The organism is Acetobacter zythi (assembly GCF_963921165.1).
Taxonomy (GTDB): Bacteria; Pseudomonadota; Alphaproteobacteria; order Acetobacterales; family Acetobacteraceae; genus Acetobacter.
On the sequence record NZ_CAWUEO010000012.1, the window covers coordinates 146,236 to 169,588 of the forward strand.

Consider the following 23,353-nt stretch of genomic DNA (forward strand, 5'->3'; position numbering starts at 1 on the left):
ACCCTCAGGATGCGGAAGAGGAAGGGGAGGAAGAAGACGCGGCGGCAATGGTATTCTCACGCTGCCATGCCAGTTCGTCCCTGATCATGAAAACAACCAGAGTGAGTTCGCTGGAGACGCGCGCAAAAACTATGCCAACCACAGTTATGATCAGCCCCGCCAGCGAACCGGCGATCAGACCGCCAAGGGTGGCAAGGGTGGGGGAGGACCCCGTAATCTGTGCAATGGCCACGGACCTGTTCAAAATGGTCAGAAAAACGCCAAAGCCGCTTAAAAAGCAGAAAAACACGCCAACATAAAAAAAGAATTTGATGAATTTTGGCGTAATCAAGGTGTCAAATGTCAAAAGGGATTTCATGGTCCTGATCCTAAAAGTAAAGGTATGGCCTGAAGAGTTAAAGAAAACTGACGGTTAAAAGCCCCACCGGTTAGGGTTTGTGGGTCATTTCCGCCTGAAGCGCGTTCAGCAGGGCCTGCGGGTCTTCGGCATCGTGGCATTCGTCCTGTGTGCAGGCATGGATAAACTGGACGGACATATCCGCTGCTGGAAAATCGCCCGTGCTGGGAACATTCACCAATCCGCGCACAATGTACCATGTGCCAGAAGACAGGGCGGGCTGGTCTTCGGGCACAGTCAGGTTGAGTTTGCCCGGCCATTTGGTGGGCACCTGTTTGCGCCCGCTGCCATCGGCCTGCACAAGCAGGATGGTTTGTGCAGGCTGGTCATTCATGGCAATGCGCATGCGCACATTACGGATTGTATCAAGCTGGGGTAGTCCAAAATTGCCAGTGCCTTGGCCGACCCACATGGCCAGTTTTTCCGAGCGGTTGGCGCTTTGCACATGCTCGGCCAGCATACGCAGGCTTTCTGCTCTTTTTTGTGCGGCTTCTTTGGCAAGCTGGGCGGCTTTTTCCGCTTCCTGCGCCTTACGCATGGCGGCCAGCGCTTCTGGCCCGATATCGGCCAGCAGGGTTGCCTTATCGGGCGCTGCGTAGATTTTAATATTGGTCAGTTCGGCGGGCAGGGGGGATGAACTGGCATTTGTCAGCCCGGTCAGCAGTTCGGGCGCTACATGGAAGGTCATGCTGACCGGAACAGCCCGGTCAATATACCCAAAACGTGTGCGTTGCTTGAGAAACTGCTCCGCCTGCGCGCTTGTCATGGCAACACGGAAGGTCTGGTTGTTTTCCCCCAGATTAAAGGACACGCGATCAGGCAGTTGTGCTGCGGACATATCGCACTGGCTGACAACGGTCAGCACGTTGCCGCTCAGCACAATGGGAAAGGAGGATTGGGCAAAATCATACTCACCCAGACGCAGGGTCAGATTAGCCAGCAGATTGCCAGCCTCCATCTGCTGGCTAACATGAGCCAGATCGGTTTTTGCCTGCTGTTCCACATCATGCATACGGAATTCATTGCCATATGCGGCATTGAACTCCCGGCCCATAAAGTGCCTTGCCCAGCAGGCCTGCACTGCCGGATTGTCCAGTAGCGTTGGGTTCTGGTGGGCGAGATAGGCCAGCAGACCCATATAACCCTCAGGTATGGCAACAGGCTGCGCGGCCTCGGGCTGGGCCGGTGCTGCGGGGGGCGGTTCTGGAGTGGGGGAGGGTGCTACGTCTGAAGGGGCGGCAACGCTAAACTGCCAGTTTGCAGCACGCGTTGCATGCAGGTGGCGGGTTTTCGTGCCGTTTTGCATGATGGCCACATCAACGGACTGAACCGCAGCACACTGGCTGTCTGTTGAGAGTTTGCCGCCCAATGCGTTGGCAAGTTTGATCTGTTGTTCCGGCGTGTCCATTTCCAGACTTTGCGGGGTCACCTGCATTGTCAGGTGCAGATCGGTCGCGGCACATTGCGACGAGGGGTCTGCAAAGTCGATCTCAACATTATGGTGCCGGGAATGCGCAAACACTGCGGGGTTGGCCGCTACGGCCTGTTCAGCAACAAAGGGCAGACCGGCAAGGCTTACCATGCCAGCATGGGTGAGAATCCGCCATGCCAAAAAAGACCCTGAGAACCTCGCCATCCAATGCTCCAATACCTTGCGGACTATAATACGTGGATAAAGCACAAAAGTAAGAATACTGCGTGAATATCGCTCTCAAATGTGCGGGGGAGAATAAAAATGCCCCTCGGTTTAATCCAGAAATTATTCCAACATAGTGAATACCTCTCATTGATAGGCTTGCACAGTCAAGGAGGAAAACGGAAAATAATCGCGTGGATTGGCCATGCTAAAGACTGTGTTTTACGTGGGAGCGGGAGGGCTGCGCAAAGCCAGAACTGGGCGGTTGAATGCCCGGCCCAGCATACGCCCCAAACAGTAGGCGTGTTATGGAGTGGGTTGCATTGCATGCCCCCGCAGCGGGAGACAACCGGTGCGCTGGCGCCCATGCCCCGCATTGCGCGGACAGGCTGTTTATTTTTGGCCATTCATGCCAGATTGGGTGCGGTATTCAGGACGGCTTTTTACAAACGATGGATAAAAGGGTGCGGCAGTGGTGATGAAGCAGAGACTTTTTGGTGTGGCGTCCTGCCTGTTTGTTGCGTCGGCTGCTCTGTTCGTGTCCGCCACCACGGCGCAGGCGGCTTCAGCCCCCCGTTCCCCCTATGCCGCCAATGATGGCGAAAGCACGCTGTGCGTGTCTGGCCCGGTTTATATTATTGATGTGCATGTGGTCGTAACCGTGAACGATGTGGAGCGCACAATAAGCACTGCCGCGTCTGAAGTGTGTTCGGTCAATCCGGCCAATTTTTCCGATGTGGTGGTGCAAGGCCCACCGCCACAGGCTGGCGCTCCGCTTGAAGTCAGCAAAAAAGTGGGGGTGGAAGGCACAATCCGCCTGAATGGCCGCACGGCTGTGCTGGAAACCAACGTTTACCTGCCAACCAAAGGTGGTAATGCCGCCCAGTGCGCCAACAGCCAGCCGGGCGATGGAGGGAGTGCGTGCAAGAGCAGCTCCCTTGGGGTCAATCTGTCCAAAACATGGATTTTTGCACGCAATACATGGCGTGATTTTTATGTAGGGCCGGATGATAACGGCGACCCGGTCAAGGTGCTTGTCCGCCTGTCCGATGGTCCGGTGAACTAACGCACCCACCGGGGCGTGCACAACAAACAAAACAGGTGGTGACATGACCAGCCCTCCCCCCGTTCTGGTCTGGTTCCGTGATGACCTGCGACTGGCCGATAATCTGGCTCTGACCAGCGCTGCCCGGAGTGGGCAGCCTCTTCTGTGTGTGTATGTGCGGCCTGCTGGTGCTGCCTGCACAACGGCGTTGGACTGGTGGCGGCTCCAGAGCGTTCAGGCGCTGGATCAGGCTCTGCGGGCGCGTGGGGGGCGGTTGCATGTGTTTGCGGCGCAGGCCGCGCAGCTTGTGCCCGAACTGGTGCGCCAGAGCGGATGCACGCAGGTGTTCTGGAACCGCCGTTACGACCCGGCAGGCAAAGCCACGGATACCCAGATCAAGGCCCAGCTCAAGCAGATGGGCGTTGGGGTGCACAGCACCCCCGGCACTTTGCTGCATGAACCGTGGACCGTGCGGAGCAAGGTAGGGCAGCCTTTTCAGGTCTTTGGGGCATTCTGGCGGGCTGCGTGTGCCACGGCCCATTACCCCGCACCTCTGCCAGCCCCCGCAGGGATGGAGTTTGCCCCGTGCCCCGCCCTGTCCAGCCCGCAGGCGCGCCCCGATGCGGAAGTGGAGAGCCTGCCGCACTGGGCCAGAGCCATGCAGCCGTACCATGCTTTTACGGAGCAGGACGCGCACGCCCGGTTGCAGGATTTTATTGCCCATGCCCTGCAAACCTATACTCAGGACAGGGATTTTCCCGATAAGGATGCAACCTCCGAGCTTTCGCCCTTTTTGCGCACCGGGCAGATGACACCGGGGCAGATATGGCATGCCGTGGCCGCAGCAGGTGTGCCCGGTGGGGGCGTTAAGTTCCTGTCCGAAATCGGGTGGCGGGAGTTTGCATGGTCCTTGCTGTGGGAACACCCGGACCTGAGCACCCGCAACCTCAAACCCGAGTTTGATACAATGCCCTGGCGGGTGGACCCCAAAGGTCTGGCACGCTGGAAAAAGGGGCGCACAGGCTACCCGTTGGTGGATGCGGGCATGCGCCAGCTCTGGCAGACCGGCCTTATGCACAACCGGGTGCGCATGGTGGTGGCGTCTTTTCTGGTCAAGCACCTGCTGATCGACTGGCGCGAGGGCGAGCGCTGGTTTGCCCACACGCTGGTCGATTACGATCCGGCCAGCAACCCCATGAACTGGCAATGGAATGCGGGCACGGGGGTGGAATCCGCACCTTTTTTCCGGATTATGAACCCCATTCTGCAATCGCAGAAGTTCGATCCCGATGGGGCTTATATCCGCACATGGGTGCCAGAGTTGGCGGGGATGTCTGGGCCGGATATCCACACCCCATGGCAGGCGAGCCTGTTGCAGCCAACCGGCTACCCCAGCCCCATTGTGGAGCATAGTGTTGCGCGGGCGCGGGCACTGGCAGCATGGAAAGCACAAAAAAACGGCAGTGGAACCGAAGCCTAAGTTAGCTCTGCTTCGGGCGCACTCGGCGCGAGGACCAGCAAAGCTCTGATTTTTTTGAAAATATGGTGAAGAAATCAATTTTTTTGACGGGTATCAAAGCTAAAGCCCGCGCTTTGCGTTTGTAATTACACGACAGAACAAACATGGGAGCAAAAATATGACCCGCGTTGCAGGAAAAGTGGCCATTGTTACAGGGGCCGCCAATGGTATTGGCAAGGCCACAGCAGTGTTGCTGGCCAAAGAAGGCGCCAAGGTTGTTGTGGCTGATCTACAGGAAGAAGCCGGACAGAACACGGTCGCTGAGATCAAGGCCGCCGGGGGCGATGCCCTGTTTGTCAAACTCAACGTCACGCAGGAAGCAGACTGGCAGAACGCCGTAGCCGTGGCGGAAAAGACCTTTGGCAAGCTTGATGTTGCGGTCAACAACGCCGGTATTGCCTATAATGGCACGGTGGAAAGCACCAGTCTGGAAGATTGGCAGCGTGTGCAGTCCATCAACCTCAACAGCGTGTTTCTGGGCACCAAATACGCGGTTGAAGCCATGAAAAAAGTTGGCAGTGGCTCCATTATCAACCTCTCTTCCATAGAAGGGCTGGTAGGGGACCCCACACTGGCCGCCTATAACGCCAGTAAGGGCGGTGTGCGCCTGTTTACCAAATCCGCAGCACTCCATTGCGCCAAGTCTGGTTACAAGATTCGCGTTAACTCCGTACATCCGGGCTACATCTGGACCCCCATGGTGCAGGGCCTGACCAAGGATGCGGCAGAGGCGCGGCAGAAGCTGGTGGACCTGCACCCGCTGGGCCATCTGGGCGAACCTAACGATATTGCTTATGGCATTCTGTATCTGGCATCTGACGAATCCAAGTTCATGACCGGCAGCGAACTGGTGATTGATGGTGGCTACACCGCGCAGTAAGCGTTGTGCCGACCCCGGCATGGTCCGTGCCGGGGGAACGTTATAAAAAAAGCCTCCCGCAGAAAATTGCGGGAGGCTTTTTTACGTTCTGGCCACAATGGGTGGGGCCGGAGCTTATGGCAGCGGGTGGGCTGCGTTCAGCGTATTGCGTTCTTCCAGAATCTGACCCGGCTGCAAGGGCGTTGCCCGTGCGCTCTTGACCTCATCGGCCGTAAAGGCCGGGGCGGAGGCATCGCCCGACAGGGCGGAAACATAGGTCAGCAGGGCTGCAAGGTCATCATCAGACATAGCGGCCATGGAGGGCATGTAGCCCATGTAGGAGATGCCACCTGCCTTCAGGCTGCCAGCCAGACCGTTGAGCAGGACGTGCATGACGTAGGTTTTGCCCTCAGGAGTTGTGGCAATCTGGTTGATACGCCCTTTAAGCGGAGGGAACTGCCCGGGCACGCCGCTGCCGGTGCTCTGGTGGCACATGGCGCAGTGTGTGGCGAACAGTTGCGCACCATCGGCTGCGGCGTGTGCATTCCCTGCCAGGCCAGACAGGCCCGCAGTCGCTGCCAGCACAGCCAGAATGGTTTTTTTCATGAAAAGCTCCTGCTTAATCGTTCGGTTTAGCAACAATTATACACGGCTTTGGCCGTACCTCAACTCCCCTTGAGCGCAGGCCTGTGTGTGGGGGGCAGAGGATAAAGTTGCCGTCCGGCTGGCTTCCTGTCATTCAGGCGTTATGACGAAAGACAAGGACTTTGAGATATTTCTGGCCACCGTGCCGGGGCTGGAATCCGTGTTGTGCGCGGAGGTGCGGCTAAAGGGGTTCAAACAGCCCGTGGCCGTGCCCGGCGGCGTGGTTATTCGCGGTGGCTGGCCAGAGGTCTGGCGCGCCAACCTGTGGGTGCGTGGGACCAGTCGGGTCCTTGCCCGCATTGCGTCTTTTCCCGTGGTGCATCTCTCCCAACTCGACAAGCGCGCATGCCGTGTGCCTTGGGGGGATATTCTGCGCCCCGATGTTCCCTTCCGGGTGGAGGCAAGCTGCACGGCCTCACGCGTGTACCATGCCGGGGCAGCGGCCGAGCGCATTGGCAAGGCTATTACCCAAACGCTGGGTGCTACGCAGGCGGATGATGCCCCCGTGCTGGTGCGTGCGCGCATTGAGCAGAATATCTGCACCCTGAGCGTGGATACATCAGGCGATCTGCTGCACCGGCGTGGTTACAAACAGGCCATTAACCGCGCCCCCTTGCGGGAGACTATGGCAGCCCTGTTCCTGCGCCAATGTGGCTATAACGGGCAGGAGCCGGTGCTGGACCCCATGTGTGGTTCCGGCACGTTTGTTATAGAAGCAGCCGAAATTGCAGCCCGCCTTAACCCCGGCCGCGCCCGCCACTTTGCATTTGAATTACTGGCAACATTTGATGCACAGGCATGGCAGACCATGCGCACGGTCAAAAGTGAGCGCCCGCCACAGGTGCGTTTTTACGGGAGTGACCGGGACGAGGGGGCCATAACCATGAGCCGCGCCAACGCCGAACGCGCGGGTGTGCAGGATTATGTGACCTTCTCGCAGGCCACAATTAGCGCGTTGCGGCCACCACCGGGGCCAGCAGGGCTGGTGATTGCCAACCCCCCCTATGGCACCCGCATAGGAGACAGGCAGAGCCTGATCCCCCTCTACCGTGCGTTGGGGCAGACCGTGCTGACCCATTTTTCCGGCTGGCGTGTGGGCATTGTGACCACCGAGGTCAAACTTGCCCATGCGACCGGCCTGCCATTTTTGCCGCCAGAAGCCCCCGTGCCCCATGGTGGTCTGCGTGTTTCGCTGTATCAGACCGCACCGCTGCCATAGGGGGTAAGGGGGTGTTCAGGCTGGCGCAGGCATGCCGGACATGCCGCACATCCCCTTTATTTCGCCCTGCCTGCTTTATAATAAGAGGGCTGATCAGCAGATATGTTCAGGTTGAGGTGCCAAAAGAATGAGCGTGACGTGGGGTGACTTTCAGGCCGTTGTGCAGTTATCGGCCGGTCTTAACGTGGCTATTCTCAGCTTTGTGGATATCAGCCTGCCTGCCATCAAGGAGCGGCGGCGGGTCTTTGCCAAAGCGCGGCAGGAGTTGGATATCCACCGCAAAAACCCGCACAAACGCACCGAAGCCGAAATTAAGGAACACACCGAAGCGGTGGACGATGTGGACCGCAAGCTGTTTGACCTGTGGCGCGAGACCTCGGCTTTTGAGAGCATTGAGGACTCCTTGCTCAAATCAACCGGTGTGCTTGGCTTTTGTGGCGCGGTGCTGAGCATTGGCCTGCTGTGGTATTCGGCTTTGCATTATGATGCCCCCATTCTGTTTACTGGTGAGTTACTGACCGTTATCTCGTTCGGCTCCCTTTTGGGGGCGTTTTTGATCAATTACTTCACCGCATCCAAGGCATCGCAGTATGCCAAACGGTGCAATGACCTGCGCACCCACATGCGCTTGCATCTTTAGGCACAGAATCTAAAAAACAGAGCCTCCCCCCGGCCTTAGCCTTAGGTCGGGGAGAGGTGCTTTAGAATTTCCAGTGCAAGTCGGCTTTTATGCCACTTTCAACAGACTGGTTGCCATACTGGCCAGTGTAGGACAGCCCGATTTTTATGCGGTCGGTCAGTCTGGCTGTCAGCCCCGCATCCAGCACGGCCGCATTGACCGAAAGCGGCACACCCGCAATATCCATGGACCCGTTCCCCCCGGCGGAAAACACCATATGTGTTGTGGGTGTCGCCAGGCCGAATGTGTGCCGGTACGCCACGGAACCATGGGGAATTAACAGCAGTTTTCCCGCATGGAAGGTGGTGGACGCCTTGACCCCAAAGGTGGAGAAGGTCATGCCCGTATCCGTTCCATGCCCACGGAGTGCCGCAGCCCCACCCTGTTCGTGGTAGCCATTGGTGTGCAGGTTCACATACGCCACATTGGCAAAGGGTTCGGCCAAGGCCCGCCCCACATGGAGCCGGTAGCCCAGTTCGGCAAACCCCTGCGCGGTGCCCGCCAGATAACTGCTGGAAAGACGGTCCGCATAACCGGGAAAAGCAACATTACGTTGCATGCTCAGCATGTTCCACGTATAGGCCGCGCCCAGTTTCAGGTTTACTGCGCCCCAGTGTGTTCCTGCGTACCCACCAAGGCTTACATTATTGCTATGCCCCGATGAGTTGCGTCCGCTCTGCACATCAAACATGGAGCGGCCATAGCTGAGCACGCCACCAATGCGCCATGTGCTGTTTGTTATGGGCGTATCCACCCCCATTATAAAACCGGTTGAGGAGTGGTGCAGGGCGGCAGCGTTGCCATCGCCCCCATTATGACCAAGGCTGCCATAGGCCTGCCCCCACAGAACAGCCTGCTGACCAAGGCAGCCTTGGTCCTTACGTCCGGTTTTGAGCGATGCAGTGTGCAGGGTGTCGTCCACATGCCCGCTATTGCACTCGGCTGTATCAAGCCGGTCCATAACGGCCTGACGTACAAACAGACTATCCTGCACAAGTGCGGTGCGGGCGGAGGCATGCACCTCCCCCGAGAGTGCGTTCATGCCCCTACGCGCCTCGGCCGGGTTTAAGAACCCCATAGCCCCGATAATTGCGTTGTTTTGTGGCATACGGTCCAGCATTTGCGCGGTTTCGCGCTCATTGCGGCTATTGGTGACGGCGGTAAAGGCCATGCTGTTGCGCGCCAGAAGCACGTCAAGGTCGTTCCCGTTATAAAACAGAGAGGGCGTGATAAAAGTGTAAGGGCTGGTCAGGTTGGTTTGCAAGGAGTAGGTTTTTTGCGTAAACCCGCTGCCGGTGGTCATAACGGTATAATATTCATTCAGCTTGAGCGGAATGGAAGGGGTTACATTCAACACCACCGTGCCAGAAAGTGCGGCACTCCCAGTAACGTTGATCGTATTGGACTGCAACTGCTGGTATTGCGTGCCCTGGAGGGTCATTGTTTTACCAGAGAGCTGGTCTGTTCCAGCCAGTGCAAGGGTGGAGTGCGTGTTTGTTTGCAAATTGCCCTGCACGGTCACACTTTTTTGCACATCGGGGGTGGCAAAGGTGCCGCCTTGTTCAACAATGGTATTCCCCACAAAGCCAGAGCCTGTCAGAGTGCCACCATTGCCGATGGTGACGGTTGAGGAGGCAATGGAGCCGTCCACTTCCAGTATGCCCTGCGTTACGGCTGTGGCGCCCGTGTAGGTATTATTGGCGCTCAGCACTGTGGTGCCTTCGCCATTCTGGGTTAGCCCGCCTGTGCCGTCTATGCTTTGTGCCAGCGTAAACGTGCCGCTGTGGTTTATGGCAAGTGTTGCGTTGTTGTGTATGGCTGTGCCCGCCGCCAGAGAGCCTGCCGTGCCGCCGTTGCCCAACTGCAAAACACCATCGTTAATGGTGGTTGAACCCTGATAGGTCTGGTCCTTGGTAATGATCAGTGTACCCAGATCAGTTTTTACAAGGGATGTGCCACCAGCAACCAACTGGTCATTCAACACAGTATCCAGCACAGCGGTAATGGAAGCGCCTGTTGTGGTGCCATCCCCCACACGAATGGTGGTGGAGGCGTTTGCTGCGTAAATATCGTCCCCTGTAATCTGGTAGATTTTACCATCATTATTGGCAAACTGCATGCCACTGGTTATAACATTGTAGCTCTGGCCGTTGCTTGTGTCCTGCACGGTCACCGTTCCGGCATTGCCTGCATACACAACAAACTGGCCATTGCTCCACGGGCCGTTGACATCCCCTGTTTTATCGGTCCAGTTCAGGTTGCCTGTGCCAGTTTGGGCGGTCCATGTGCCAGATCCCCCATCAACCGTCTTGTTGTTCTGGTTGCTTGTATTGCCACCATCCCAAAAAGTCAGGTTGCCGGTATTAACAATCAGGTTAACCTGATTTGCAATGGATGTTTGCAAGGACACGGTCGCGCCGGGGGCCACACTTGTTGCACCCATGGTCTGGTCAGCCACACCGCTTAATGTGCCACCATATGTGTACAAACGGTAAAGACCGACATCCAAAGCATTATTATGCACATTTGGCCCCGCCGTGTTGGGGGTAATATCCAGCGTGCCGCCAAGCTGTAAATTGCCTGCAACGGCCACAAGGGAGTTATATGCCCCCCCGGAAACATTGGTCTGTCCCAGATAAAAGTTCTGTGTTGAACCGCTCGCCAAGGTCAGGTTCTGGGCAATGTTTAGGGTGCCAACACGGCTTGTAATATCGCCCGGGGTCAGGGTGCCGCCTTGTTCTATTGTTGTATTCCCCCCCAGTGTGCCAGTGCCGGACAGATTGGCGGTGGCGTTGACTAGGGTATCCCCGGTAGCACTGCTCTGGTCGCCATTAACAGCAAGGGTGCCTGAATTGATCTGGGTTGTGCCGGTATAAGTATTGTTTCCAGTAAAAAGCTGTGTTCCCGTTGTGTTAATGAGCACACCGCCAGAGCCGGAGAGTATGCCGGAATATGTGTTATCGGCCGCAGTCAGGTCCAGCAGGCCATTCAGGGTGCCGTTGGCTGAACCGTTTAAGGTGCCAATGGTTGTTCCATTCGCGGTAACAGTAAACGTGCCACCACTGGCCAGAAACTGCCCGTTTATGGTGTTGCCATCCAATGTGAGGGACCCGGAGTTATTGGTAACAGTGTTGAGCACAGTATTGTTTTTTGCTAATGTCATGATACCGGAATTGGTAGCACTCCCAATGGTGCCGCCGTTGGCTATGAGCGTGCCCCCTGCGCCATTAACAGCAGCATTACTGATTGTACTATCGGAAAAAGTAGCTGTACCACTTTTATTTTCCAGACTGTTAACCGTAGAACCATTTTGAACGTCCATAACCCCAGTGTTGGAAACTGCGCCCTTTATGGTTGCTGAATCCATGTTCAACACGGTCGAATTGGTAAAGTTTCCTAAAACTTCCGAATTCGTAGTCATGTTTGTTGTGCCAGCGTTATTGACGTTTCCCATGATCTGGGACGAACCGGTTAAATTAAAAGTCGATTGGGACGCATTTGTTAAGCTTCCTTTTATAACCGAAGAATTGCTGAGTGTGGCCGTCCCGGAATTAGTAAAGGACTGTTCAAATACCGCATTATTGGAGGCATCAATAACCCCCCTATTGGCGTTGATAACCTGCCCGCCAACGGTTCCGTTAACAGTGAGATGGCCAATGTTGAGCACATTCCCATACACCTCGCCGCCACTGGCTATAATGGTCGGGTTGGTCGTGGTGGCGGTGTTTGTCAAACTCCCTGCTATTGAGCCGGACAAATGCAAAGCCCCTCCAGCGCTTACGGTAGTGGTGCCTGTATATGTATTTTGCCCCGAGAAGGTCTGAACCCCACTGCCGATGGAAACCCCACCAGACCCGGACATAACGCCTGAATACACAGTGTTGGCGGCACGGCTGATAATGAGAGTCCCGCTCAGGGTTCCATTTGCGCTGCCGGACAGGGAGTTAACCGTCCCATTAATCACATTAAATGTGCCGCCCTGGGCATCCAGAGTGCCCATAACATACACCCCCATCCCCGAAAGTGTGACGGTGCCTGCCGTGCTCACAACATTCCCCTGCACCATGGCTGCGCCGTTCAGGTTGAGTATGCCGGAGTTATTGACCGCGCTGCCTATTGTTGAACTGGTTGTAAAATTGCCAGTTGCGCGGTTGATAAGACCGCCGAGAATGGGAGATGAGGAAATTTTGGCAGTGCCAGAGTTGTCAAAGTCGCCTGCAATAGAGCCGGACAGGCTTGATAATGTTCCCCCCTGCTGGTTTGTAATATTCAGGGTGGATGTGCCTGCAAGTGTTATGGAGCCGGAGTTTGTAATGTCTCCAGTGCTCCCAAATGTGCTCCGAATGTTTCCGGAGGCCAGATTGATAATGGCGCCTGTTGACCCTTTTGTAATATAAACTGACCCACTATTGGTTAAGCTGCTGATTGTGCCAGAGTTATTGACAAGACCATTGTTGGTCGTTGTGCCAGTCACATTTCCGGACGTGGAAACAAACAGGTTACCATTGTTGATCAGGTTCAAATTTGCAGTGCTGGAGACCGAATAGATCTGCCCGCTATTCACGGTATAATTTGTTGCGCTACCAGATGCGAAAGAAGGGGTGGAAATGAATAATGAACTTGCGAAAAGATAAAATCGAAGCCCGTTTATTTTTGTTCTTTGGAAAACTATCAAGAATTTCCCCCTCATACGGCTTTCTCCTGGCGCAGGCGCAATCAAAATTTCCGATGAGGATGTTAACAATAATTAATTAACAATATTATAATTGTTCGCTCTGTATAGTTTGATATTATTTTCCTAACAAAAATAATTATCTGTTACTAAAGATAATGTTTGATTTTTATTTACGAATTATTTTGTTTTTGTTGGAGGTGGCGAATAAACCATACCCATCAAAGCCCTGATGATCTCCGCCTTGGTAGTTGTAAATAAGGCGGCCGTGGCAAGGAGTTAAAATTGCGCAGGAAAGCAGAAGCATCATTGTGTTCAACAGCGCCCCTCCATGCCATCTGATGATTAAGAGGAGAGCGTTTAGGGCTATGCGTGCCGAACAGTGTGCTCTGCAAGGGAGTTCGTCATGAGCGGTCTGTCCAAGCAGAATGCTGAGTGCGCAAAAACAGCAAAAAGCCGCAGCTACGCATGAGCCGTTACACAAGAGGTGCAACAAAAGCCATAAATGCAAATGAGGCAGAGGCTACCAGAAGCATTAAAATTTTAAGGGAGAAAAAATGGTGCCCAAGACCGGGATCGAACCAGTGACACTGCGATTTTCAGTCGCATGCTCTACCAACTGAGCTACTTGGGCACCGCAAGCCTTGCGGCGTGAAAGAGGATTTATCTCAGCTAGCTGCTGAGATCAAGTCATGTTTCATCATTTATTTCAGCTTTTTCACCATCCCCTTCTGTGGTGGGTTGGCCGGGAATGCGGTAGTTGCCGCCAAACCAGCGGCCAAGGTCCACATCCGCGCATCGGCGGGAGCAAAAGGGGCGGTAATCGGGCGTGGTGGGCTGCCCACAGATCGGGCATTTGGTTGATTTGCTCATCAGGAATCCTGAACCATCCATGTCAATTCCGGTAGGGCGTGGTCCGTGTGCAGGCTAAGCGGCCTGCCTAGCTGGCGGGCGCAATCGGCCAGTGCCTCGGGGTCCTGTTCCAGTGCGCGTATAATGCCAGCCCCACCGCGTATCTGGCTTGCATGCGGGGCTGTGGCCAGAATGTGCCGTAATGCGCGCAGAGCACGGCCATGCGGGCTATTCAGGAGTTCAGGGAGGGAGGGGTAAATACGTGCACGCACAATTTCGATCAGCCCCAGTGCTGTAACCCCCAAACAGCGGGGGTTGAGCGGGTCTGGCCTGAGCGCTTCTTTCACCGGGTCCAGCAAGGCCTGTCGTTTACGGGTGGCAAGGCCCGCCGGGTCGATCAGAATTGCGCCAGACAGGTTGCGCAGCCGGATCTGACGCATCAGTGCGGGCAGGGCATCGCGGTTGGCGGCAAATTGTGCGGTCTGTTTGGCGCGGCCCGTTTGCGCGGGCGGTGCGTCCATATCAATCGCAATCAGGGCCGGGGTGGGGGTAATGGTTGCTTCCATGCCACCGGGCAGGTGCACCATGGGGTCTTCCAGTGCATCGCACGCGGCGGCAATGGAATCGGGGTAGGGGGTAAAGCCCTGCTCGCGCCGGGTGCGTAGGGAAGGGGGAATATGGGCTGCTGCGGCCGGGCTGTCCGCCACCAGTGTTGCCGTAGGCCACAAGGCCGCCAGCCGGTCCAGTGGGGTTGGGCCTGAAGTGATCAGGCCTTTCTGCTCGCTTGCCACATCTGGGGCAAGCAGGCGCAGGCGCACCCCTTTGCCGCCCTGTGCCGCACGGCTGACCTCCACCGTAATGGCCTGCCCTTCGTTCAGTGTGGGTGCGCCGTTCTGGAGGGGTAAAAACCCGCTCTGGCCAGCGCCAAGGGCCACAAAAGCGCCGCCCATGCCCGGTGTCAGGGCTTCTATGCGGGCATGGTACACGCTGCCTACCATGTCCGGGGCAGCGGGTCGCCAGAGTGCAAAATCCAGTAAGGTGTCGTTTTTGGTAACGGCAATGCGCATTTCGCCCGGAAATGTGGCAATGCGCAGGAACAGGCTCACGCTAGCCAGCCACCGGGTTGGCCACGCAGGAGTTGGGCGGTCTCAAACAAAGGCAGGCCAATAACGGCGGAGGCACTGCCAGAGAGCGCGCGGATAAAACCCGCAGCATGGCCCTGTAATGCGTACCCGCCCGCCTTGCCAGACCAGTCTCCCGCATCAAGCAAGGCATCAATCTGGTATGGGGTCAGGCGTGAGAAGGTAACCGCCGTTTCCACCAGCCGTGCGCCGTGCCGCCCCGGTTCCCAACTGGAGGTTGGGGTAACCACAACAGAGGTGAGCACCGTGTGCCGCCTGCCAGAAAGGCGTTCAAGGCAGAAGCGTGCGGTTTGCCGGTCCTCCGCCTTGGGCAGAATACGGCGGCCAAGGGCCACAACCGTATCTGCCGCCAGCACAAGTGCCGGTTCGCCCAGTGTGGCGGCAACGCATCTGGCTTTTTCAGCGGCCATGCGCTGGGCATAGGCCCGTGGCGTCTCACCTTTTGTGGGTGTTTCGTCAATATTGGCGGGCAGAACGCGGTCGGGCACAAGCCCGATCTGTTCCAAAAGCGCAATACGGCGGGGGGAGGCGGACGCCAGAACCAGAAGAGGGGCCACATTCTGCCCCGCTTGTGTCTGGCCAGAGGAAGTCATGCTTACTTGAAGCGGAAGGTGATACGACCCTTGGACAGGTCATAGGGGGTCATTTCCACATTCACCCGGTCACCCGCCAGAACGCGAATACGGTTCTTGCGCATCTTGCCACTGGTATGGGCGAGAATAACGTGTTCGTTGTCCAGCTTTACGCGGAACATGGCATTTGGCAGCAGTTCGGTCACTGTGCCGCTAAATTCGATCATGTCTTCTTTAGACATTGCATCCTTCGTGTATGTTAAAACTGACGGGAGTTTGGTCAGCAGGTATGGTTGAGGGGCGCTTGGCGGTCAAGCATTAGGTGTTTGCTCTGCCAGAGCATCCAGCCGGGCAGAAACGCTAAGGGCGTGGGCTTGCAGCCCTTCGGCATGGGCCAAAGCCACGGCGGAAGGACCAATCCGGCGCAGGGCGTCCGGCCCACCGGAAAGGAATGTGGTGCGCTTCATAAAGTCGTAAACCGACAGGCCGGAGGCAAAGCGCGCGGTGCGGGATGTGGGCAGAACATGGTTTGGCCCCCCCACGTAATCGCCCACCGCTTCGGGGCAGAAACGGCCAAGGAACGCCGCTCCCGCGTGCCGGACATGCACAAAAAGAGCCTCCGGGTCGTCCACCATCAGTTCCAGATGTTCGGGGGCCAGACGGTTGGCCAGCTCCACGGCTTCCAGCAGGTCGCGCGCAATCAGCACGGCCCCGTTGCGCTCCCAGCTTGCACTGGCAATGGCGGTGCGGGTGAGCACTTTAAGCTCGGCTTCCACTGCCGCAATCACCTTATCGGCAAAGGCTGCATCGGGGGTAATCAGTGTGGCCTGTGCAAGCTCGTCATGCTCGGCCTGAGCCAGCAGGTCGAGTGCGATCACGCGCGGGTCGGACCCCGAATCGGCAATGACCACCACATCGGACGGGCCAGCAATGCTATCAATCCCCACATGGCCAAAGACCTGCCGCTTGGCTTCGGCCACATAGGCGTTGCCGGGGCCTACAATGCGGTCAACGGGGCGGATGGTCCGGGTGCCATAGGCCATGGCCCCTACAGCCTGCGCGCCACCCACACGGTAGATTTCGGTCACGCCCGCACGGTCTGCGGCAGCCAGCACCAGCGGGTTGATGACGCCATCAGGCGTTGGCACACACATGGCCAGCCGTTTGACCCCCGCAACCTTGGCCGGAATGGCGTTCATAAGCACGGAGGAAGGGTAGGCGGCCTTGCCACCGGGCACATACAGGCCTGCGGCATCCAGCGGAATCCAGCGCATGCCCAGCGTCATGCCCTCTTCATCCGTGTAACGCATGTCCGATGGGAGCTGCTTTTGGTGGAAACTCTCAATCCTGCGGGCGGCAACGTCCAGCGCATCTAGCAGTTCGGGGCCGACCTGCGCCTTGGCCTCGGCCACTTCGTGCGCGGTAAAGGCCAGCTTTTCCGGCGTTACGGGCAGGCGGTCAAAGCGTTCGGTCAGGGTGCATAGGGCGGTATCCCCTTCCTTACGCACAGCAGCCAGAATATTGGCCACGGGGGTGGTTACTTCCTGCCCCTGTTCTTCCCGGTTGGTCAGCAGGGCGCTAAAGGCGCCTTCAAAACCAGCATCACGCGTATCAAGCCGTTTCATGGAATCCGATCTGCCTTACACATTATTTTGCAGCGGTCGTGCTTTCCGCAAGTGCTGTGCGGAAGCGGGAGAGAATGCAGTCAATCTGGTCGGGGCGGGTTTTGAGCGCCGTGCGGTTAATGATCAGACGGCTGGAAACCTGCGCTATGGTTTCAACTTCTTTTAACCCGTTGGCGCGCAGGGTGGAGCCGGTGTCCACCAGATCTACAATCAGGCGTGAGAGGCCAAGCATGGGGGCCAGTTCCATGGCGCCATGCAAATGCACAATGGTGGCGTTAATGCCGCGCGCAGCAAAAAAGCGGCGGGTTATGGCGGGGTATTTGGTTGCCACCCGCACTTCCGACCAACTGGCCCATTCCTGCGGGTCATGCGGCAGGTGGGCTGGCTGGGCCACGGCAATGCGGCAGGCACCTATGCCAAGGTCGAGGGGGGCATAAATTTCGGGGTAGTCAAATTCCATCAGCACGTCAGAGCCGCAAATGCCCACCTGCGCGCCACCGGCGGCCACAAAGGTGGCTACGTCAAACGAGCGGACACGCACAATGTCCACACCGGGGTCTTCGGTGGAAAAGCGCAGCTTGCGGCTGCTATCGCCAAGGCAATCGGCCGAGGGGGCCATGCCTGTGCCTGCCATAAGCGGGGTTACGGCTTTAAGAATACGGCCCTTGGGCAGGGCCAGAACCATCTGTCCATCATGGCCCGCACCAAGCGCGTTGGTGGTCTGGGGGTCTGGAAAGGGCTGGTTCATGCAAACTCCGGCAGGCAAGGCATTCAAATGCGGCCTGCTCTCCTAGCACAAGGTGGCCGGGAAGAAAAACCGGCAGCCTGTATTCGGGGTGGAAGAAAAAGCACCCACCCCGAATACGATGCGGGTTTTAGCGTTTCCACCATCCCGTACGGCGGCGGGTGGCGGGTGGGCTGTCCTCAATCACGATTGGCTGGACCAGAGGTTCGGCCTTGTCTTCCGTGGCAGGGGCTGCGGCCTCGGTTGTGGGGGCGGTCTCTGTGCTGGCCTTGCGTGTTGTGCGGCGGCGGGCGGGCTTTTTGGGCGCGTCCTCTTCCACACTTTGGGCTGCGGGTGCGTCCTGCACCGTATCCGCTTCCGTGCTGGCAGCGGCTGTTTTGCTGCGTGTTGTACGGCGGCGGGCAGGCTTTTTGGGCGCAGGCTCTGCGGTTTCAGCCGGTTCGGCTTCTGCTGTGGCGGCAGGGGCCTCCGTTGTGGCTTCAGCGGTTGTGTCCGCTTTGGCTGCGGCCGGTTTGCGTGTTGCGCGGCGGCGGGCGGGCTTTTTGGGCGCGTCCTGTTCTTCCACCTCGGCTTTGGCCTGCGGAGCAGGGGCGGCCTCTACAACCACATCCGTGCGGGCGGCTTCCTTGGCTGCGGGGGCAGGGGCGGGCTTGGTGGCCTGCGCACTGTTTTCCAGCAGTTCAAAAATGTCCGGTCCATCACCAAACGGGTTGGCTGGGGTGGGGCCGGTCCAGACCGCGCGTTGCGGACGGGGGGCTGGGCCTTCCTCTATAGCCACGCGCTGCTGCTCAGGAGCCGATTCGGGAGCCTGACGTTGCACGCGCGAGTGGCGTGTGCGGCGGCGACCGGGCACAAGGTGCTGCCCATCCGTACCCTGCTGGGCAGCGGGGGTGGAGGGGGCTGCCTCTTCGCCCGTGCGGGTGGGAGCGGTTTCGTCCGCATCATCCGCGCTGGCATCGGGGGCCGTGTCGTTCTGGTGCTGCGCATTGGCGTTTCCATTGCCATTGCCATTGCCCCCACGGCGGCGACGGCGACGGCGACGGCGGCGCGGTTCCTCATCCCCCACGGTTGTTTCTGCCGTTTCGGGCAGGGCGGCAGCGGGTGCGCTGGTGTTGGCAACCGGCGTTGCCGCGGCATGTGTGGGTGTTTCTACGTCCACATCCACATTTTCAACTGGTGGCAACTGCGGCTGGGCGGCTGGCATCGGGCGGGCATGGGCACGCTTTTCGATGCGGATTTCCGGCGCGGGCAGCGAATTGTCGGGCGAGAACAGCACTTCCATCTGGTGGCGCTGTTCGATGTTGGCCAGCCAGTCGCGCTTGTTGTTGAGGATGTAGAACGCAATTTCGGCTGCAACATGCACCGTAATGGCGCCAGCACGGCGGCGCGCGCCTTCCTCTTCCACAGAACGCAGGACATGCAGGGCGGAGCTTTCCACGCTGCGGGTCATGCCGGTGCCGTTGCAATGTGGGCAAACGGTAAAGGCCGCTTCCGCCACGGAAGGACGCAGCCGCTGGCGCGACATTTCCAGCAGCCCGAAATGGGAGATGGAACCGATCTGGATACGGGCGCGGTCGTGGCGCAGTGCGTCTTTGAGGCGGCGTTCAATCGTGGCGTTGTGGCGGCGGGATTCCATGTCAATAAAGTCAATGACAATCAACCCGGCCAGATCGCGCAGGCGGAGCTGGCGGGCCACTTCGTCCGCGGCTTCCTGATTGGTGCGGAAGGCGGTTTCCTCAATATTGCGCTGGCTGGTGGCCTTGCCGGAGTTTACGTCAATGGCCACAAGTGCTTCGGTCTGGTTGATAACCAGATACCCCCCCGAGCGCAGCGACACCACGGGGGAGAACATGGCGTCCAGATGCCCTTCCACATGGTAGTGGGTAAAGAGCGGCTGGTGCTCCTTGCTCCACAGGCGCACTTTTTCGGCGTGGTGGGGCATGAGCATGCGCATGAAGTCCCGCGCGGCTTTCCACCCGTTTTCGCCATCCACCACAATCTCGCTCACATCGCGCGTGTACACATCGCGGATGGCGCGTTTGACCAGACTGGCTTCCTCATAAATCAGGGCCGGGGCCATGGACTGGAGCGTATGCTCGCGAATGTCATCCCACAGGTGCAGCAGGTATTCGCAATCGCGCGTAATTTCGGGGCCGGGGCGCTGGGCACCGGCGGTGCGCACGATCATGGCCATGCCGCGTGGCAGGTTCAGGCTGCTCACAATGTCACGCAGGCGGCGGCGGTCAGCAACGGAGGTGATCTTGCGTGAGACCCCGCCCCCACGCAGTGCGTTGGGCATAAGCACACAGTACCGGCCAGCAAGCGAGACATAGGTGGTCAGTGCCGCACCCTTGTTGCCGCGCTCTTCCTTGACGACCTGTACCAGCAGAACCTGACGGCGGCGGATGACTTCCTGAATACGGTAGTTGCGCAGGAAGCGCGCAATACGCTTCTGGATAAGCGCTTCCTCACCCGTATCGGTTTCACCACTTACGTATTCGGGGGCGTCCTGCCGCTCTTCACCTTCTTCACGGCCTTCTGTATCAGCCGCGTTGCGGGTGTCTTGCGCATCGGTGTCTCCCTCACGCTCGGCGGTGTCGTCCTCATCGGAGTCGGCACCGTTGTCGTCCATCAGGGTTTCTTCTTCGGCCTGAAGGGCCAGAAGCTTTTCGCGGTCGGCAACCGGGATCTGGTAGTAATCCGGGTGAATTTCGCTAAAGGCGAGAAAGCCGTGCCGGTTGCCGCCATATTCAACAAAGGCGGCCTGCAGGCTAGGCTCTACGCGAATAACGCGGGCGAGGTAGATATTGCCTTTGAGCTGCTTTTTTGCAGCAGATTCAACATCATAATCTTCAAGTCTATTTCCGTCCATCACAACAACACGCGTTTCTTCTGCGTGTGTTGCGTCGATCAGCATCCGCTTTGACATAAAAAGAAAAACTCCGGTGCGCTGGTGGCCAGCCTGAGCGGTGCTTTTGCCAACGTGGCGCAGCACGGAGCAGGGGCGCTTCCAGCGGGTATAAACAGGCGTGAACTGGAAAACCGAAGGTGCCGACAAAGCCCGCTGACAGCCGCGCGCCAGTGCCCGGCAGGCATGCTGATGCCTGTGGTCTGGCCGAGATACTCAGGGCAATGGGGCGAACTATGGTCGTGTATCCTTCAGTCATCGCGTTGCTCGGCTTCTGGTCGCTAGGTGGTGGCGGGGCATGCCGCGCAAACACAACGCCCAGAAGGCAACAAGCAGGGTGCACGGCAGGTACACTAATGCCCAGATGCCATGCACATTAAGCATGACCCAAATACCGCAAGACTGCAAGCTATTCGTAATAAAGGCTTTGGGCTGCAAATGGGTGGTTATTTTTTTGCCATTTTTCAGGCACACTGTCATGCAGATAACCCAAGGATGAAGGCGCGCTTAATGGCACCGCACAGGCCGGACCATGTTTGGTCGGATACGCACCTGCTGCTCCCTACCCCCATACGCCTGTCCGTGCCGCGCAGAACCTTCCTGAGCACCATGGCCGGTGGGGCGGTTGCGGGTGTTGTGGCCAGTGGTGGCGCGCCTGCTTGTGCCCGCACGCCCCACGGGGCAGCGCTGCACGCGCCAGCCGTGATCGGGCGGGCGGCACCACCCAGGCCGCTGGTCATGCTGGACCCGGGGCATGGGGGCAAAGACCCCGGAGCCATCGGGTTTTCTGGCACCTATGAAAAACACGTAGCGGAAGCCGCAGCACAGGAACTCTCGCGCCAGTTGTTGGCTACGGGGCGCTACCGCGTGGCGCTTACGCGCGCGAGTGATCATTTTATTCCGCTTGATAGCCGGGTGGACATGGCCCAGCAGCATGGGGCGTCGCTCTTTATTTCCATGCATGCGGATGCGCTGCACAATGCGGGTGTGCGTGGGGCAAGTGTGTACACCCATGCCCACGGTGCCTCCGATAGCCAGACCGCCGATCTGGCCCGCACAGAAAATAGTGCAGACCGTTTTGGTGGCCCCATGGTGCATGGGGCCTCGCCCGAGGTGCAGCGTATTCTGGCCAGTCTGGTTACGGAGGAAACGCGCAAGGGGTCCTCGCATATGGCGCAGGCTGTTGTGTCGGCTTTTCAGTCCCGTGTGCAGCTTTTAACGCACCCGCACCGGCATGCGGCTTTTGCGGTGCTTAAATCCGCGCAAATACCGTCTGTTCTGGTGGAAATGGGGTTCATGTCCAATCGGCTGGATGAGGCCGCGTTGCGGCAGGCCGGGCACAGGGCCATGGTGGCGGGGGCCATGTGCCGTGCTGTTAACCTGTATTTTGCCTCCGCAGGTGCGGGGCTGGCAGGGTAGGTCTGGCCTTTGCCCTTTTTGTGGGGCGTGGCTCTCTGGCTGCGGTTTGCGTGTGCGGCCACAGGCATGCGCCTGCATTATAGTATAGAGTAGGGATATATGCAGGAAAGCGGGAGGCCAGAAAAGCAGAAGCCCCCTTGCGGGGGCTGCTTAGCTTGACAAATTCCCGGGGGAGAATTTGGTGCCCAGAAGAAGACTCGAACTTCCACAACCTTTCGGTCACAGGTACCTGAAACCTGCGCGTCTACCAATTCCGCCATCTGGGCTCAAATGGCAACCCGGAGTGTTCCGGGCTGGTGAAGAGGCATTTACCCTGCACGCAGGGGGGCGTCAACAGGCAAAATGATTTTTTTTGACGAATTTGTGTCAGTGCGCGCTCTGGCCTGTTGGGCGTGAATGCAACACAGTGCGCCTGTCGTGTAGAACACGAGAAGAGAGTTAAGGGGATGCGGGCATGAGTGGGAACAGGACTGCGGCCGTACTGGGCGGGAATGGCTTTGTTGGCCAGTATGTTGTGCAGTGTCTGGCGCAGGCGGGGTACACGGTGCGTGTAGCCAGCCGAAGGCCGGATCTGGGGGCTTTGCTGCGGCCCATGGGGCGTGTGGGGCAGGTTGCGCCATTTTATGCCTCCGTGCTGGACGACAGGACGGTCGCCTGCGTGGTGCGTGGGGCCGAGGTGGTGATCAACCTTGCAGCTGTCCTGTCCTCTTCCTCCGCGCAGAGTTTGCAGGCGGTCAATGTGGATGGGGCAGGGCGCGTGGCGCGGCTTGCGGCGGAGGCCGGGGTTGCGCGCTACGTGCATATGTCCGCCCTTGGGGTTTCGGCCGAAGCCCCTTCCGCCTATGGGCGCAGCCGGGCCGCGGGGGAGGCGTTGGTTCGCCAGTACCGGCCCGATGCCTCCATTGTGCGCCCGTCCGTTATTTTTGGGCCGGAAGACAGGTTCTTCAACCTGTTTGGCATGCTGGCCCGCTACCTGCCGTTTATGCCGGTCTATGGGGCCACAACCCGTGTGCAGCCTGTTTACGTAGGGGATGTGGCGCAGGCTGTGGCCCGGCTTGCCACAACGCCTGAACTTGCTGGCCGGGAGTGGCTGCTTGGTGGGCCGGATGTCATGACCATGCAGGATATTGCCACCTTTGCCCTGCGTCAGACGCAGCGGGACAAGCCGGTGGTGCGTGTGCCCATGGCGCTGGCGCGGTTGCAGGCGGCGGTGCTGGAGCGCCTGCCGGGCAAAATGCTGACGCGCGACCAGTTGCTCATGCTCTCGTGCGATAATGTGGTGCCCCCTACGGAATCGGGGTTTGATGTGCTGGGCATTGTTCCGCGCAGTGTGGAATCCTGTGTGCCGTTTTATCTGGAGCGGTATAGGGCCGGTGGTGGTCGCTCTGGCATTTTTGTGCCGCAGCGTTAGGTTGCGGC

General features: G+C 58.2%; 18 protein-coding genes and 2 tRNA genes. 7 read left to right on the forward strand and 13 right to left on the reverse strand.

Annotated features, from left to right (window positions below; all coding sequences use genetic code 11):
* Positions 1-4: 4 nt before the first annotated feature.
* Both AABE20_RS06365 and AABE20_RS06370 read right to left on the reverse strand, forming a co-directional pair.
* Entirely contained in the window at positions 5-358 is a 354-nt protein-coding gene (locus AABE20_RS06365) for a DUF4282 domain-containing protein (protein WP_338332315.1), read from the reverse strand.
* A 70-nt stretch (positions 359-428) separates the two neighbouring features.
* Positions 429-2,033, reverse strand: coding sequence for a DUF4852 domain-containing protein (locus tag AABE20_RS06370; RefSeq protein ID WP_338332316.1), 1,605 nt, complete (start codon positions 2,031-2,033; stop codon positions 429-431).
* A 478-nt stretch (positions 2,034-2,511) separates the two neighbouring features.
* Between AABE20_RS06370 and AABE20_RS06375 the strand changes: the two genes are divergently transcribed.
* The 3 genes from AABE20_RS06375 to AABE20_RS06385 all read left to right on the forward strand — a co-directional run bounded on the left by AABE20_RS06375 (position 2,512) and on the right by AABE20_RS06385 (position 5,477).
* Positions 2,512-3,099 (forward strand): hypothetical protein, encoded by a 588-nt coding sequence (locus AABE20_RS06375; protein ID WP_338332317.1) that lies wholly within the window; start codon positions 2,512-2,514, stop codon positions 3,097-3,099.
* A gap of 43 nt (positions 3,100-3,142) precedes the next feature.
* Positions 3,143-4,558 carry a cryptochrome/photolyase family protein gene (locus AABE20_RS06380; protein WP_338332318.1) on the forward strand — a complete coding sequence of 472 codons (1,416 nt, stop codon included), beginning with the start codon at positions 3,143-3,145 and terminating at the stop codon, positions 4,556-4,558.
* 157 nt (positions 4,559-4,715) lie between these two features.
* Positions 4,716-5,477, forward strand: coding sequence for an SDR family oxidoreductase (locus AABE20_RS06385; protein WP_338332319.1), 762 nt, complete (start codon positions 4,716-4,718; stop codon positions 5,475-5,477).
* Positions 5,478-5,591: 114 nt separating this feature from the next.
* On the opposite strand, the gene AABE20_RS06390 is transcribed toward AABE20_RS06385, so the two are convergent.
* Complete coding sequence (locus AABE20_RS06390) at positions 5,592-6,062, reverse strand: c-type cytochrome (protein ID WP_338332320.1); 471 nt, start codon at positions 6,060-6,062, stop codon at positions 5,592-5,594.
* Between the two features lie 142 nt (positions 6,063-6,204).
* Here AABE20_RS06390 and AABE20_RS06395 point away from each other — a divergent pair, with 142 nt between their 5' ends.
* Both AABE20_RS06395 and AABE20_RS06400 read left to right on the forward strand, forming a co-directional pair.
* A complete protein-coding gene (locus AABE20_RS06395) occupies positions 6,205-7,320 on the forward strand; it encodes a THUMP domain-containing class I SAM-dependent RNA methyltransferase (protein ID WP_338332321.1) in 1,116 nt (371 codons plus the stop codon).
* A gap of 127 nt (positions 7,321-7,447) precedes the next feature.
* Positions 7,448-7,960 (forward strand): hypothetical protein, encoded by a 513-nt coding sequence (locus AABE20_RS06400; protein WP_338332322.1) that lies wholly within the window; start codon positions 7,448-7,450, stop codon positions 7,958-7,960.
* A gap of 61 nt (positions 7,961-8,021) precedes the next feature.
* Here the strand turns inward: AABE20_RS06400 and AABE20_RS06405 are convergent, their stop codons facing one another.
* The 9 genes from AABE20_RS06405 to AABE20_RS06445 form a co-directional block, all read right to left on the reverse strand.
* A complete protein-coding gene (locus AABE20_RS06405; RefSeq protein WP_338332323.1) occupies positions 8,022-12,521 on the reverse strand; it encodes an autotransporter domain-containing protein in 4,500 nt (1,499 codons plus the stop codon).
* Positions 12,522-13,229: 708 nt separating this feature from the next.
* Positions 13,230-13,305: transfer RNA gene (locus AABE20_RS06410), tRNA-Phe, on the reverse strand.
* Positions 13,306-13,361: 56 nt separating this feature from the next.
* Positions 13,362-13,547: a DNA gyrase inhibitor YacG gene (locus AABE20_RS06415; RefSeq protein WP_338332604.1), complete on the reverse strand. Its 186-nt coding sequence runs from the start codon at positions 13,545-13,547 to the stop codon at positions 13,362-13,364.
* Positions 13,544-14,590, reverse strand: coding sequence for a ribonuclease E/G (locus AABE20_RS06420; RefSeq protein ID WP_408740792.1), 1,047 nt, complete (start codon positions 14,588-14,590; stop codon positions 13,544-13,546). Before AABE20_RS06420 ends, AABE20_RS06415 begins: the two co-directional genes overlap by 4 nt.
* 35 nt (positions 14,591-14,625) lie before the next feature.
* Positions 14,626-15,258, reverse strand: coding sequence for a Maf family protein (locus AABE20_RS06425; RefSeq protein ID WP_338332325.1), 633 nt, complete (start codon positions 15,256-15,258; stop codon positions 14,626-14,628).
* 2 nt (positions 15,259-15,260) lie between these two features.
* Positions 15,261-15,479 (reverse strand): translation initiation factor IF-1, encoded by a 219-nt coding sequence (infA, locus tag AABE20_RS06430; RefSeq protein WP_003623225.1) that lies wholly within the window; start codon positions 15,477-15,479, stop codon positions 15,261-15,263.
* Between the two features lie 69 nt (positions 15,480-15,548).
* Positions 15,549-16,862 carry a histidinol dehydrogenase gene (gene hisD, locus AABE20_RS06435; RefSeq protein WP_338332326.1) on the reverse strand — a complete coding sequence of 438 codons (1,314 nt, stop codon included), beginning with the start codon at positions 16,860-16,862 and terminating at the stop codon, positions 15,549-15,551.
* 22 nt (positions 16,863-16,884) lie between these two features.
* Complete coding sequence (hisG, locus tag AABE20_RS06440; RefSeq protein WP_338332327.1) at positions 16,885-17,610, reverse strand: ATP phosphoribosyltransferase; 726 nt, start codon at positions 17,608-17,610, stop codon at positions 16,885-16,887.
* A 127-nt stretch (positions 17,611-17,737) separates the two neighbouring features.
* The gene (locus tag AABE20_RS06445) at positions 17,738-20,536 is read right to left on the reverse strand and encodes an Rne/Rng family ribonuclease (RefSeq protein ID WP_338332328.1); all 2,799 of its coding nucleotides are present in this window, start codon (positions 20,534-20,536) and stop codon (positions 17,738-17,740) included.
* A gap of 588 nt (positions 20,537-21,124) precedes the next feature.
* On the opposite strand from AABE20_RS06445, the gene AABE20_RS06450 reads away from it, so the two are divergent.
* On the forward strand, positions 21,125-21,934 hold the full coding sequence (locus AABE20_RS06450; protein WP_408740793.1) for an N-acetylmuramoyl-L-alanine amidase family protein: 810 nt from the start codon (positions 21,125-21,127) through the stop codon (positions 21,932-21,934).
* Positions 21,935-22,113: 179 nt separating this feature from the next.
* Here AABE20_RS06450 and AABE20_RS06455 read toward each other — a convergent pair.
* A tRNA-Leu gene (locus tag AABE20_RS06455) sits at positions 22,114-22,200 on the reverse strand.
* A 188-nt stretch (positions 22,201-22,388) separates the two neighbouring features.
* On the opposite strand from AABE20_RS06455, the gene AABE20_RS06460 reads away from it, so the two are divergent.
* Positions 22,389-23,345, forward strand: coding sequence for a complex I NDUFA9 subunit family protein (locus AABE20_RS06460; protein WP_338332330.1), 957 nt, complete (start codon positions 22,389-22,391; stop codon positions 23,343-23,345).
* Positions 23,346-23,353: the final 8 nt, after the last annotated feature.